The organism is Streptomyces sp. NPDC056600 (assembly GCF_042792855.1).
Lineage (GTDB): Bacteria > Actinomycetota > Actinomycetes > Streptomycetales > Streptomycetaceae > Streptomyces.
In genome coordinates this window covers 241,009-253,551 of the sequence record NZ_JBHTVQ010000002.1, presented here as the reverse complement: position 1 = coordinate 253,551, position 12,543 = coordinate 241,009, and the positions used below count along the sequence as shown (strand labels likewise).

Genomic DNA, 12,543 nt, shown 5'->3' with positions numbered 1-12,543 from the left:
TCGCCGGATCCCGCACGTCCAGCGTCTCCACCGTGCGCCCGTCCCGCAGGACCGTCACCGAGTCGGCGACCCGCAGGATCTCGTTGAGCTTGTGCGAGATGATCACCGAGGTGATGCCCTGCTCCTTCAGCTCCAGCACCAGGTCGAGGAGTTTGCCGCTGTCCTCGTCGTTGAGCGCCGCGGTCGGCTCGTCGAGGATCAGCAGCTTCACCTCCTTCGCCAACGCCTTCGCGATCTCGACCAGTTGCTGCTTGCCCACGCCGATGTCCGCGACCCGGGTCTGCGGCCGGTCCCGCAGGCCCACCCGGCGCAGCAAATCCGCGGCGTGCCGCAGCGTCGCGGTCCAGTCGACGAAGCCGCGCCGGGCGTGCTCGTTGCCGAGGAAGATGTTCTCCGCGATCGACAGGTACGGCACCAGCGCCAGCTCCTGGTGGATGATGACGACGCCGCGCCGCTCACTGGCCCTGATGTCGCGGAACTGGCACAGCTCGCCCTCGAAGAGCACCTCTCCTTCGTAACTCCCGTGCGGGTGAACGCCGGAGAGGACCTTCATCAGGGTCGACTTGCCCGCGCCGTTCTCCCCGCAGATGGCGTGGACCTCACCCCGCCGTACGGTCAGGTTGACGTCGGACAGCGCCGTCACCCCGGGGAAGGTCTTGCCGATCGAGCGCATTTCCAGGACGGGTCCCGCCACGGGCCGTCTCCTTTCCCACAGCCCGCGCCGTTACTTGAGGTCGGCCTCGGCGTAGTAGCCGCTGTCGACCAGGATCTTCTTGTAGTTGGAGGCGTCCACGTTCACCGGTTCGAGGAGGTACGCGGGAACCACCTTGGCGCCGTTGTCGTACGTCTTGTCGTCGTTGATCTCGGGCTTCTCGCCCCTCAGCACGGAGTCGACCATCCCCGCGGCGAACGTGGCGAGTTCACGGGTGTCCTTGAAGACGGTCTGGGTCTGCTCCTTCGCCACGATCGACTTCACCGACGCGACCTCGGCGTCCTGACCGGTCACGATCGGCAGCGGCTTGGCCTTCGAGCCGTAGTCGTCGGACTTCAGGGCCGAGAGGATGCCGATGGAGATGCCGTCGTAGGGGGAGAGGACCGCGTCCACCCGCTCGGACTTGTACGCCGAGGTCAGCAGGTCGTCCATGCGCTTCTGGGCCGTGCCGCCGTCCCAGCGCAGGGTGGTCACCTGGTTGAGCTCGGTCTGGCCGGAGCGGACCTTCAGCTGCTTCTTGTCGATGTAGGGCTGCAGCACCTTCATCGCGCCGCCGAAGAAGTATTTGGTGTTGTTGTCGTCGTTGGAGCCGGCGAACAGCTCGATGTTGAACGGGCCCTTCTTCGAGCCGTCGGCCAGACCGAGCTTCTCGACGATGTAGCCGCCCTGGAGCTCGCCGACCTTCTCGTTGTCGAAGGAGGCGTAGTAGTCGACGTTGGGGGAGTTGAGGATCAGGCGGTCGTAGGCGATCACCGGGATGTCGGCGTCGGCCGCCTGCTGCAGCACGTTGTCCAGCGACTTGTTGTCGATGGCGGCGACGACGAGGGCCGAGACGCCCTGGGTGATCATGTTCTCGATCTGGGCGACCTGGGTGTCCGGATCGTCCTCGCCGTAGACCAGCTGGGTCTTGTAGCCCAGGCCCTTCAGGCTCTTCACGACGTGGTTGCCGTCGGCGATCCAGCGCTCGGAGGACTTGGTCGGCATCGCGATGCCGATGGTGGCGTCCTCGGGGCCACCCTTCTTCTCCTCGCTGCCGCCCTCGCTGTCCTGCCCGCAGGCGGTCAGTACCAGGGCGAGGGCGGCGGCGGCCGTGGCGAGTGTGGCTCTGCGCGTGCGCATGGGCGTCCATCCTTGGTTCGTGTCGGTGGGGTGAGCCGTCAGGGACCGGTCATTGATGCGCCGTCAATTTGTGAGCGCTCACAGTACTGCGGGCCACGCTCCGCGGACAGATCTCGGTCAGCTCCTTCACGGATCTTCCTCCAGCGGCACGTCCGGCCCCGTCCGCACGGCGAACCCCCGCCCTCCTGTGCGGAGGCGCGGGGGTCCGGGGGCGGGTCGGAGGGCCGGGGGAGCGGCCGGCCTAGATCACCTCGTCCAGCTCGGCCTCCATCCGCGACGCCTCCCCGTAGCGCGCGACGGCCTGGGCGAGCAGCGTGCGCAGGACGTACGCGAACAGCGCGACCCCCAGGATCGCCAGGCCGATCCCGGCCATGATGACGGTGACGCCGGGATCCTCCCGCTGCCCGGGCGCGTTGAGGGCCGTGACGGCGAACCACACGAGGGAGGCGGCCACCACGGCCCCGATCACGCCGTCCACGTACCGGAAGGCCGCGTCGGAGAACACGGTCCCGCGTCGTGCCATCGTCACCAGCCGCCAGACGCAGACCGCGGCGACCTGCACCGTCACCATGCCCAGCATCGTGACCAGACGCAGCGGGGTGAGCGGGAGCGACCCGTCCTCCGGGTCGTAGGCCAGCGCCCACACCATCCCGGCCTGCACGAACACGGTGCCGGCGAGCACCACCACGAGCACGACGCGCAGTGCCCCCACGGTCAGCTTTCCCATTCCTGTCCCTCCATCGAATCGCGATGGGAATCTATCGATTTTCGATATGCGAGGCAAGAGGGTGTGCGTCCGACGCGGTGCGGGCGCGGGCGGCGGGGGCGGTGCGGGCGGCCGTCCGGGCGTACCGGGCGCGGGGGAGCGGCTCCCGTTTGTGATCGCTCACAGCCACAGTGGCCCTGAGCTCGGGGAACGTCGTCCCTCGAGTTGCCTGCCCCTCGTGCCCCCGAAGGCGTCCGCGTCCCGCCCGGCGCAGGCCTCTTGCACCTCCAGTTGTTAGCGCTCACACTGGCTGCCGAACGCCGGACCCCACACCGCGGGCCCTTCCACGGGCTCCGTCCTCGGCGTGGCAGCCGCATGTCCGCGACCCGGCGCTCCCCCCACCGCACCGGTTCCGCCGAACGCCCCTCCGGGGCGGGCGGGCCGCTACCCCAGGAGGAAGACATGGCATCCGAGAAACCGTTACGCGCCCGCCTGTTATGGCGGTGGCGGCGAGGGACGGTCGGAGCGGCCGTCGCGGCCCTGCTCGCCGGGATGTGCCTCGCGCTCGGCACCACCCCCGCCTCGGCCGCCACGGTCGACACCGGCGCCACGTACGTCCTCGTCAACCGCAACAGCGGCAAGGCGATGGACGTGTACAACCTGGCCACCAACGACGGCGCCCGCATCGTGCAGTGGGCCCGTAACGACCAGGCGCAGCAGCAGTGGCAGTTCGTCGACTCCGGCAACGGCTACTACCGGCTGAGGTCGAAGCTCTCCGGCAAGGTGCTGGACGTGTACAACTGGTCCACCGCCGACAACGGCCAGGTCGTCCAGTGGCCCGACCTCAACGGCGCCAACCAGCAGTTCCGTCTCGCCGACTCCTCCGACGGGTACGTGCGGCTGATCAACCGCAACAGCGGCAAGGCGATCGGCCCGCAGAACGGCTCCACCGCGGACGGCACGAACATCGTCCAGTCCACCGACACCGGAGCGGGCGCCCAGCAGTGGCAGCTCGTCAAGGTGGGTGGCACCACCACGCCGCCGGGCGGCAGCTGCTCGCTCCCGTCGACGTACCGGTGGAGCTCCTCGGGGGTCCTGGCGCAGCCGAAGAACGGGTGGGTCTCGTTGAAGGACTTCACCGCGGTGAAGCACAACGGCAAGTACCTGGTCTACGGCTCGAACGTGGCGGGCTCGTCGTACGGCTCGATGGCGTTCAGCCCGTTCACGAACTGGTCCGACATGGCGTCGGCCGGCCAGAACGGGATGGGCCAGGCGGCCGTGGCGCCGACGCTCTTCTACTTCGCGCCGAAGAACATCTGGGTGCTGGCCTACCAGTGGGGACAGTGGCCGTTCATCTACCGCACCTCGAGCGACCCGACCAACCCCAACGGCTGGTCCTCGCCGCAGGCGCTGTTCACCGGGAGTCTCCCCGACTCCGACACCGGTCCGATCGACCAGACGCTGATCGCCGACGGGCAGAACATGTACCTGTTCTTCGCCGGTGACAACGGCAAGATCTACCGGGCGAGCATGCCGATCGGGAACTTCCCCAGCAGCTTCGGCTCCTCGTACACGACCATCATGAGCGACACGAAGGCCAACCTGTTCGAGGCCGTCCAGGTCTACAAGGTGCAGGGCCAGAACCAGTACCTGATGATCGTCGAGGCGATGGGCGCCAACGGCCGCTACTTCCGCTCCTTCACGTCCTCCAGCCTGAGCGGGTCGTGGACCCCGCAGGCCGCGAGCGAGAGCAACCCGTTCGCGGGCAAGGCCAACAGCGGCGCCACCTGGACCAACGACATCAGCCACGGCGACCTGGTCCGCGACAACCCCGACCAGACCATGACCATCGACCCCTGCAACCTGCAGCTCCTCTACCAGGGCAAGTCGCCCACCGCGGGCGGCGACTACAACCAGCTGCCGTGGCGGCCGGGCGTGCTCACCCTGCAACGCTGACCGGTCCGGCCCACGCCCCGGGTCCTTCCGCCTTCGCGAGGAAGGACCCGGGGTCCCGGCCGTTCACCCGGTGCGGGACCGCGCCCGGCCGAGGTTCACCCCGCTGGCGATGATCCCGATGTGGCTGAACGCCTGCGGGAAGTTGCCCATGAACTCGCCGTCGGCGGGACGGATCTGCTCCGACAGGAGCCCCGTCGCGCTGGCACGGGCGCACAGGGACGCGTACAGCTCCTCGGCCTCCTCCAGCCGGCCCTGACCGGCCAGGTTGTCGACCAGCCAGAAGCTGCACAGCACGAACGCGCCCTCGTCACCGGCCAGACCGTCGGGGGACTCGTCGTGCAGGTAGCGGTACAGCAGTCCGTCGCCCGCCGACAGGCGCGTCGCCACGGCGGTCGCCGTCGCGACCATCCGCGGATGGTCGACCGGGACGACCCCGCGCAGCGGCAGGGCGAGCAGGCTGGCGTCGAGCGCGCCCCCGCCGGAGAGCGCCACGCTGAGGGTCTGCGCGTCCTCGTCCCAGGAGTCCTCGAGGATCCGCTTCCGCAACTCGTCCGCCGCGGCCCGCCACATGTCGACCCGTCCGGGCAGCCCGTGCCGCTCGGCGATGCGCACCGCACGGTCCAGCGCCACGTGGCACAGTCCCGCCGAGTAGGTGAAGACGCCGCCGTCGTTGCGCACCTCCCAGATGCCCTGGTCGGGCTGGTGCCAGGCGGTGGTCGCCTGGTCCGCCAGCCTCGCGAGGCTGGACCACAGGGCGGGCTGGATCTCCCCTCCGGCCAGCAGCCACTGGTCGGCGCAGTCCAGGATCTCGCCGTAGACGTCGTGCTGACGCTGGTCGGTCGCGCCGTTCCCCCAGCGCACCGGGGCCGAGCGCCGGTATCCCTCGAGCTCGCCGTCCACCGTCTCGTCGGGGACCGGGAGTCCGTCGAGGGTGTACATGATGCGGGGCCGCCCGGTCTGCTCGAAGGCGTCGAGGACCCAGCCCAGGAAGGCGTCCGCCTCGCCCCGGAAGCCGATGCGCCGCAGCGCGAACACGGCGAAGGCCGCGTCCCGGATCCAGGTGTAGCGGTAGTCCCAGTTCCTGATCCCGCCGACGGGGGCCGGGAGGGAGGAGGTGGGCGCGGCGACCGTCGAGCCGTTCGACCAGTCGTCGCACATCTTCAGGGTGATCGCGGACCGTCGCACCAAGGGCCCCTGCGGGCCCTCGTACGTGCAGCTGGTCATCCAGCGGCGCCACGCGTCACCGGTCGCCGCGAGCATGGCGTCGGCGTCGAAGCGGTGGTGCCGGTGGAAGCGGCCCCAGGACAGCACCAGATCGAGGCGGTCGCCCTCCCGCAGGTCGTAGCTGTTGCGCAGTCCCTCCAGGGGGCGGCTGCAGCGCAGATGGAGCCTCAGCCCGGGCTGCCGGTAGGGCCGCAGCTCCACCCCGCTGAACAGGGCGCGCGCCTGCGCCCCGCCCCGTGGCTCCAGGTCCGCCCGCAGCCGGACCCGGCCGGACAGGACCTGCGCGGAGCGCACCAGTTCGGCGCGCCCGGCCGGGGCGTCGTCACTGAGGTCCGCGCCCTGCCGCAGCGTGAGGGCGTCGGTGAGGCGGAGCAGGCCCTCGGTGGTGCGCAGTTCGGTGACGAGCACCCCGGTGTCCTCGACGTACCACTGCCGGGCCTCGACCAGATCGTCCGGCCGGACGGTGAAGTGCCCGCCCCGCTCGTGGTCCAGGAGCCCGCAGAACAGCGGCGTCGAGTCGAACCGGGGCAGGCACATCCAGGGGATCGACCCGTCGAGTCCGACCAGGGCCGAGGTCGTGCCGTCGCCGATCAGCCCGAGGTCCTCCAACGGCAGATAACCGTCGCGTCGGCGGATCGGCCGGAACGGTGGGTCGGAATCGTACATGAGGTCTCGTTCCTCCCCGCAGCCGTGGGTGTGGTCCAGCGCCCTCGCCCCCACCGTCGCAGAGGGGGCGGGCGGACGCGAGGCGGTCGCGGCGGCACTGCTGCGAGTGGGTGACCGGGCCGATGCGGGTCCACCACCGCCGCAGATCGTGCGGGCGGTACGGCGGGGAGGCCCGAGGGCACACCATCAGAACGGCACGGTGGTCCTCCCGGGCATCCCGGTCGCCGACGTCCCACGCGACCGCGCTCCGGCGTGCGAGGGCTCTCTCCCGCACCGGCGGACGGCGCCTTGGACGGAAGGACGCGCCCTCTGCTCCAGGCCGTCCGACCCCCGTCGGCTTATTGCGAGTCATATGCAATAGCATGTTGTGCGCAAAGCTGACCGGCACGGCACGGGCGGAGAACTGATGACTGGTCGACGAACGAGGGCCCTCGCGGGGGCGGCGGCACTGGGCGTGGCGGCGACCGCCTGCTCGGCTCCGGGCGGTGACGCGAGGACCGGCGCGCGGGGCGCCGCCGAGTCGGTGGTGATCGGCGTCCCCTGGGAGCCGGACACCTTCAGCCCGCTCCTGGGCTACGGCAAGGACGGCAACTCCAAGATCTTCGACGGCCTGCTCGAACTCGACGCCGACCTCGCACTGAGGCCCGCCCTCGCCGAGGACCTCCCCGAGGTCGGCCCCGACGGCCGCACCTACACCTACACGCTGCGCGACGGCGTCACCTTCAGCGACGGCGAACCGCTCACCGCCGAGGACGTCGTCTTCACCTACGAGACGATCCTCGACAAGGCGACCAACAACCCGAACCGCAGCGAACTCGCGGCCGTCGACACGGTCCGGGCGGCCGCCGACGACAAGGTCGTCTTCACCCTCAAGTACCCCTACGCCGCCTTCGCGGCGCGCACCGTGCTGCCGATCGTCCCCGAACACGTGGCCGGCGGGCAGGACCCCAACACCGGTTCCTTCAACACCCGGCCGGTCGGCACCGGCCCGTACGTCCTCGCCGACTGGCGCAAGGGGGAGAAGGCCGTCCTCAAGGCCAACCCCCGCTACCGGGGACCGAAACCCGCGGTGCGCACGCTCACCATGGCGATAGTCACCGACGACGACGTCCGCGCCACCCGCCTGCGCTCCGGCGACCTGGACGGCGCCGTCCTGCCGCCGAACCTGGCGGCGACCTTCGAGGACGACCAGGACCGGACGACCTACCGCGCCCGGTCCTACGACTACCGCGCCGTCAGCCTCCCCACCGCCCACGAGGTGACCGGCGACCCCGCCGTACGCCGTGCCCTCGACCTCGCGGTGGACCGCGCGACCATGGTCGACAAGGTCCTGGACGGCGCCGGCCGGCCCGCCTACGGCCCGCTGCCCAGCGACGACCCCTGGTTCGCGCGGGGCACCGAACGCGCCCACGACGTGAAGAAGGCCGCCCGCGTCCTCGACCGGGCCGGCTGGAAGGCCGGCCGGGACGGCGTGCGCGTCAAGGACGGCGTCCGCGCCGCCTTCACCCTCCACCACCCGGCAGGCGACCGTATCCGCCAGGACCTCGCCCTCGCCTACGCCTCCGACGCCAGGCGGATCGGCGTCGACGTGACGGTGGAGAGCGCCACCTGGGAGGTCATCGAGCCCCGGATGGGCCGCGACGCGGTCCTCGCCGGCTTCGGCAGCACCGGCGACCCCGACTTCGGCCTGTACACCCTGCTCCACTCGTCCCTGGCGGGCGACGGGTTCAACAACATGCCCCACTACGACAACCCGGCCGTCGACCGCGCCCTCGACGACGCCCGCCGCACCCGCGACACCGACGCGCGCAAGGCCGCCTACGACACCGTGCAGCGCGAGCTCGCCGACGACCCCGGCTACACCTTCCTCACCCACCTCGACCACGTCTACGTCCTCGCCGACCGCTGGCAGGACCTGACCACCCAGGTCGAACCCCACGAGCACGGCTTCGCCGGCGGCCCGTGGTGGAACGTCGAGGACTGGCAGCCGAAGCCGTGACCGCGCCCTCGGCGCGCGGCGCGGCCCGGCTGGCCGGGCGCCGCCTGCTGTACGCCGTCCCCCTGCTCCTGACCGTCACCTTCGCGGTGTTCGCCCTGGCCGCCGCCTCCCCCTTCGATCCGGTCCGCGCCTACGCCGGAACCGCCGGACTCTCCGCCGACCAGGCGACCCTGGACCGGCTGGCCGACAACCTCGGCGCCGACCGGCCGTTCGCGGCGCGGTGGTGGGACTGGCTGACCGCGGCGCTCTCCGGCGACCTCGGCGACTCCACGGTGTTCCGCCAGCCGGTGGCCCAGGTCGTCGCCGAACGCATGGTGTGGTCCGCCCTGCTGTGCGTCACCGCCTTCGCCGCCGCCGTCCTGCTGGGCACCGCGCTCGGCGTCCTCGCCGCCCGCCGCCCCGGGTCGCTCACCGACCGTGCCGTGACCTCCGCCGCCTACGTCCTCTCGGCGGCCCCGGTCTTCTGGATCGCGCTGCTCGCCGTCTGGCTGTTCGCCCTGCGGCTCGGCGTGCTGCCGGCCGGCGGCCTGACCGACACCGGCAGCGAGACGGTGCACCCGGCCGACGTCGCCCACCACCTCCTGCTGCCCGCCGGGGTCCTGACGGCCTCCCAGCTGCCGTGGTTCGTCCTCTACGTACGCCAGGGGGTGACCGACGCGCTCGCCGAGGACCCGGTGCGCGGCGCCCGCGCCCGGGGCCTCACCGAGCGCACCGTGCTGCTCCGCCACGCCCTGCGCTCCGGACTCCTCCCCGTCCTCACCCTGATCGGCACCCGGGTGCCCGAACTCATCACCGGGGCACTGCTGGTGGAGACCGTCTTCAGCTGGCCCGGCATCGCCGCCGCCACCGTCTCCGCGGCCACCTCAGTCGACTTCCGGCTGCTGGCCGCGCTGACCGCGTGCGCCACCGTCGCCGTCCTGCTCGGCAACCTCCTCGCCGACCTGCTGACCGGCCTGACCGATCCGAGGGTGAGCTTCCGTGACCTGTGACGCGTCCACGGCGCCCGCGCCGGCGCCCTCACCGGCCCCCGCCTGGCGGCCCGCCGGCCCCACGCGGCGCTCCTGGCGCACCCTGCGCGTCGGCTCCGCCGCCGGCGTCCTCGCCGTGGTGACCGTGGCGGTGCTGGTGGTCCCGCCGCTGGTCCAGCTCGACCAGCAGTCCGTGCACCTGGGGTCCAAGCTCCTGCCCCCCGGCCCGGCCCACCCGTTCGGCACCGACGACCTGGGCCGTGACCTGCTGCTGCGCTGCGTCCACGGGCTGCGGGTGTCGCTGTTCGTCGGGGTGGCCGCCGCCCTGGTCGCCGCGGTGGTGGGCACCGCCGTCGGCACCCTCGCGGCGACCCTCGGCGGACGGGCGGACCGGGTCCTGATGCGGGCCGTGGACGCGGTGGCCTCCGTCCCGCACCTCCTGCTCGGCGTCTTCGTGGTCGCCCTGTGGCGGCCCGGAGTGCTGCCCGTCCTGGTCTCCGTCGCGGCCACCCACTGGATCTCCACGGCACGGATCGTGCGCGCCGAGGTGCTCTCGCTGCGCTCCCGGCCCTACGTCGACGCCGCGATCTCCGGCGGCGCGTCCCGGTGGCGCGTCGCCGTACGCCACCTGGTCCCGGGCGTCCTGCCGCAGGCCGGCCTCGCCGCCGTGCTCTCCGTGCCGCACGCCATGTGGCACGAGTCGGCCCTGTCCTTCCTCGGCCTGGGCCTGCCCACCCACATGGCGAGCCTCGGCAACCTCATCGAGGACGCCCGGGGCTCGCTGCTCGCCGGGCAGTGGTGGCCGACCCTGTTCCCCGGCCTGTTCCTGGTGATCCCCACCCTCGCCGTGGCCGGCCTGGCCGGAGCCTGGCGCGAGCGGATCAACCCCCGCCGCCGATCGGAGCTGACCCTGTGACCGACGCCGCCCACCCGCCCCGCGCCACCACGCCCACCGCCGCCGAGGCCACTCCCACCGGCCGCGCCGCCGCCGCGGGTGCCGCCGCCGGGAGTGCCGCTGCCGCGGATGCCGCCGGCGGGGGCGCCGCCACGGGTCCGGCACCGGTGGGCGGGACCGCCGCGCGTGCCGCCGACGCGTGTGCCGGCACCGGGAGTGCCGCTGCCGCGGACGCCGCAGCCAGGAGCGCCGCCACCAGGAGTGCCGCTGCCGCGGATGCCGCCGGCGGGGGCGACGAGGCGGCGGGTGTTCCCGTCGTGCTGTCCGTCCGCGACCTGCACGTCCGGTTCCGCATGCCGCGTGGGCGGGCCGCCGTGCGCGCCGTCACGGACGTCTCCTTCGACGTCCGGGCCGGCGAGTGCCTCACCCTGGTCGGCGAGAGCGGCTGCGGCAAGTCCGTCCTGGCCTCGGCGCTCCTAGGCCTCCTGCCCGCCAACGCCGAGACCGCCGGCCACGCCGTTCTCGGCGGGCTCGACCTGCTCACCGCCGGCGAACGCGTGCTGGCCCGTCAGGTCCGCGGCCGCCTGGCCGGCCTGATCCCGCAGAGCCCCGCCGCCCACCTCACCCCGGTCCGGACGATCCGCTCCCAGCTGGAGGAGACCGTCGCCCAGCTCACCGTCGTGCGGGGCCGCGCGGCACTGCGCGCCGCCGCCGAACAGGTCGCCGCCCGGGCGGCCTTCCCCGTCGGCCACCTGGACCGCCACCCGCACGAACTCTCCGGTGGTCTCGCCCAGCGGGCCGCCACCGCTCTCGCCCTGGCCGGCGACGCGCCCCTGCTGCTAGCCGACGAGCCGACCACCGGTCTCGACCGCGACCTGGTCGACCACACCGTCGACGAGCTGCGCCGCCACGTCGACGACGGCGCGGGCCGCGCGCTGCTGATGATCACCCACGACCTCGCCGCCGCCGAGCGCGTCGCCGACCGGGTGGCCGTCATGTACGCCGGCCGCGTCGTCGAACTCACCACCGCGGAGGCGTTCTTCGGCACGCCCGGTCCCCGCCACCCGTACAGCAGAGGCCTCCTCGACGCCCTGCCCGACCGGGCGTTCGCCCCGATCCCCGGTCTCCCGCCGCCGCTGGACGCGCTCCCGTCCGGCTGCGCCTTCGCCCCCCGGTGCGCCTCCGCCGACCGGACGTGCGCCGTCGCCCCGTCCGCGGCGTCGGGCATCGCCTGCCACCCCCCCCGGGAGGTCGTCCGTGCGGCTTGAGATCCGGTCCGTCACCGCGGGCTACGAGCGCTCCGCCCCGGTGGTGCGGGACGCCTCGCTCACGCTCGCCTCCGGCGAGGCGGTCGGCCTGCTCGGCCCGAGCGGCTGCGGCAAGTCCACCCTGGCCCGCGTCGCCGCCCTCCTGCACCGCCCCGACTCCGGCACCGTGTCCTTCGACGGCGTGCCCGTCACCGGCTGGCGGCACCGGGCGCCCCGTTCGCTGCGCACCGCCGTCGGCGTCGTCCTCCAGCAGCCGCGTCTCGCCGCGGACCCCCGTCTCACCCTCGCCGACCTGATCGCCGAGCCCCTGCGGGCCACCGGCCGCCGGGAGGAGGTCCCCGCCCGGGTGCGGGACCTCACCCCGCTGGTCGGGCTCACCCCCGACCTCCTGCCGCGCCGCCCGCACGAGGTCAGCGACGGCCAACTCCAGCGCGCCTGCCTCGCCCGGGCCCTCGTCCTCGGTCCCCGCCTGCTGATCTGCGACGAGATGACCGCCATGCTCGACGCGTCCACGACGGCCGCGCTGGTCGCCGCCGTGGAGACCTACCGCCGCACCACCGGCGCCACCCTCCTCGCCGTCGGCCACGACTCCGTCCTCCTGGACCGCTGGTGCGACCGCCTCGTTCCCTGGCCGACCCTCGGCGCCGCCGGTTCCGAGGACGCGCTGCCCGGGCCCTGAAGGCTCAGCCGTCCCCGGCGTCACTCTGGCCGGTTACGGCCTCGGCGACGCCCGGGCGCCGAGCCGATACTGGTGCCCTGGCGACATGCCCCCCTCGTGGTCGCCCGCACTCCGGAGGCCCGGATGCCGCCCGAGACAGCACCGAGGCACGGAGGCGCCGCACCGCTGCCCGCCCGTGACGGGTGTCCGGCACCGGCCCACCGCACGCCGCCGTGACCCGCGGAGCGCCGGGCACCGGAACCCGCTGCCCTCGAACCCGTGGCTTCGCAACCCGCCGCCTCGAAGTCCGCCGCCCGGCCCGGTACCGTCGGGCAGCCGCCGCCCTGCTCCCGGCAGGCGCCTCCCTGCTGT

General features: G+C 72.9%; 10 protein-coding genes. 6 read left to right on the top strand and 4 right to left on the bottom strand.

The window, feature by feature from the left end:
• From ACFRAV_RS02325 to ACFRAV_RS02315, 3 genes are all read right to left on the bottom strand, one after another.
• Positions 1 to 694 (bottom strand): ATP-binding cassette domain-containing protein (locus tag ACFRAV_RS02325; protein ID WP_382550653.1); only part of this gene is annotated, 694 nt, incomplete at its 3' end.
• A 30-nt stretch (positions 695 to 724) separates the two neighbouring features.
• Positions 725 to 1,831 carry a multiple monosaccharide ABC transporter substrate-binding protein gene (gene chvE, locus ACFRAV_RS02320; protein WP_382550649.1) on the bottom strand — a complete coding sequence of 369 codons (1,107 nt, stop codon included), beginning with the start codon at positions 1,829 to 1,831 and terminating at the stop codon, positions 725 to 727.
• A 241-nt stretch (positions 1,832 to 2,072) separates the two neighbouring features.
• Positions 2,073 to 2,558 carry a DUF2975 domain-containing protein gene (locus ACFRAV_RS02315; protein WP_382550645.1) on the bottom strand — a complete coding sequence of 162 codons (486 nt, stop codon included), beginning with the start codon at positions 2,556 to 2,558 and terminating at the stop codon, positions 2,073 to 2,075.
• A gap of 441 nt (positions 2,559 to 2,999) precedes the next feature.
• On the opposite strand from ACFRAV_RS02315, the gene ACFRAV_RS02310 reads away from it, so the two are divergent.
• The gene (locus ACFRAV_RS02310) at positions 3,000 to 4,493 is read left to right on the top strand and encodes a non-reducing end alpha-L-arabinofuranosidase family hydrolase (RefSeq protein ID WP_382550643.1); all 1,494 of its coding nucleotides are present in this window, start codon (positions 3,000 to 3,002) and stop codon (positions 4,491 to 4,493) included.
• 63 nt (positions 4,494 to 4,556) lie between these two features.
• On the opposite strand, the gene ACFRAV_RS02305 is transcribed toward ACFRAV_RS02310, so the two are convergent.
• Positions 4,557 to 6,383 carry a glycoside hydrolase family 15 protein gene (locus ACFRAV_RS02305; RefSeq protein WP_382550641.1) on the bottom strand — a complete coding sequence of 609 codons (1,827 nt, stop codon included), beginning with the start codon at positions 6,381 to 6,383 and terminating at the stop codon, positions 4,557 to 4,559.
• A 406-nt stretch (positions 6,384 to 6,789) separates the two neighbouring features.
• On the opposite strand from ACFRAV_RS02305, the gene ACFRAV_RS02300 reads away from it, so the two are divergent.
• From ACFRAV_RS02300 to ACFRAV_RS02280, 5 genes are all read left to right on the top strand, one after another.
• Positions 6,790 to 8,382, top strand: coding sequence for an ABC transporter substrate-binding protein (locus ACFRAV_RS02300; RefSeq protein ID WP_382550639.1), 1,593 nt, complete (start codon positions 6,790 to 6,792; stop codon positions 8,380 to 8,382).
• A complete protein-coding gene (locus ACFRAV_RS02295) occupies positions 8,379 to 9,371 on the top strand; it encodes an ABC transporter permease (protein WP_382550637.1) in 993 nt (330 codons plus the stop codon). The genes ACFRAV_RS02300 and ACFRAV_RS02295 overlap by 4 nt, the downstream gene beginning before the upstream one ends.
• Positions 9,361 to 10,266, top strand: coding sequence for an ABC transporter permease (locus ACFRAV_RS02290; RefSeq protein ID WP_382550635.1), 906 nt, complete (start codon positions 9,361 to 9,363; stop codon positions 10,264 to 10,266). Before ACFRAV_RS02295 ends, ACFRAV_RS02290 begins: the two co-directional genes overlap by 11 nt.
• Positions 10,267 to 10,598: 332 nt before the next feature.
• The gene (locus tag ACFRAV_RS02285) at positions 10,599 to 11,513 is read left to right on the top strand and encodes an ABC transporter ATP-binding protein (RefSeq protein WP_382550712.1); all 915 of its coding nucleotides are present in this window, start codon (positions 10,599 to 10,601) and stop codon (positions 11,511 to 11,513) included.
• Complete coding sequence (locus ACFRAV_RS02280) at positions 11,503 to 12,192, top strand: ABC transporter ATP-binding protein (protein WP_382550633.1); 690 nt, start codon at positions 11,503 to 11,505, stop codon at positions 12,190 to 12,192. Before ACFRAV_RS02285 ends, ACFRAV_RS02280 begins: the two co-directional genes overlap by 11 nt.
• Positions 12,193 to 12,543: the final 351 nt, after the last annotated feature.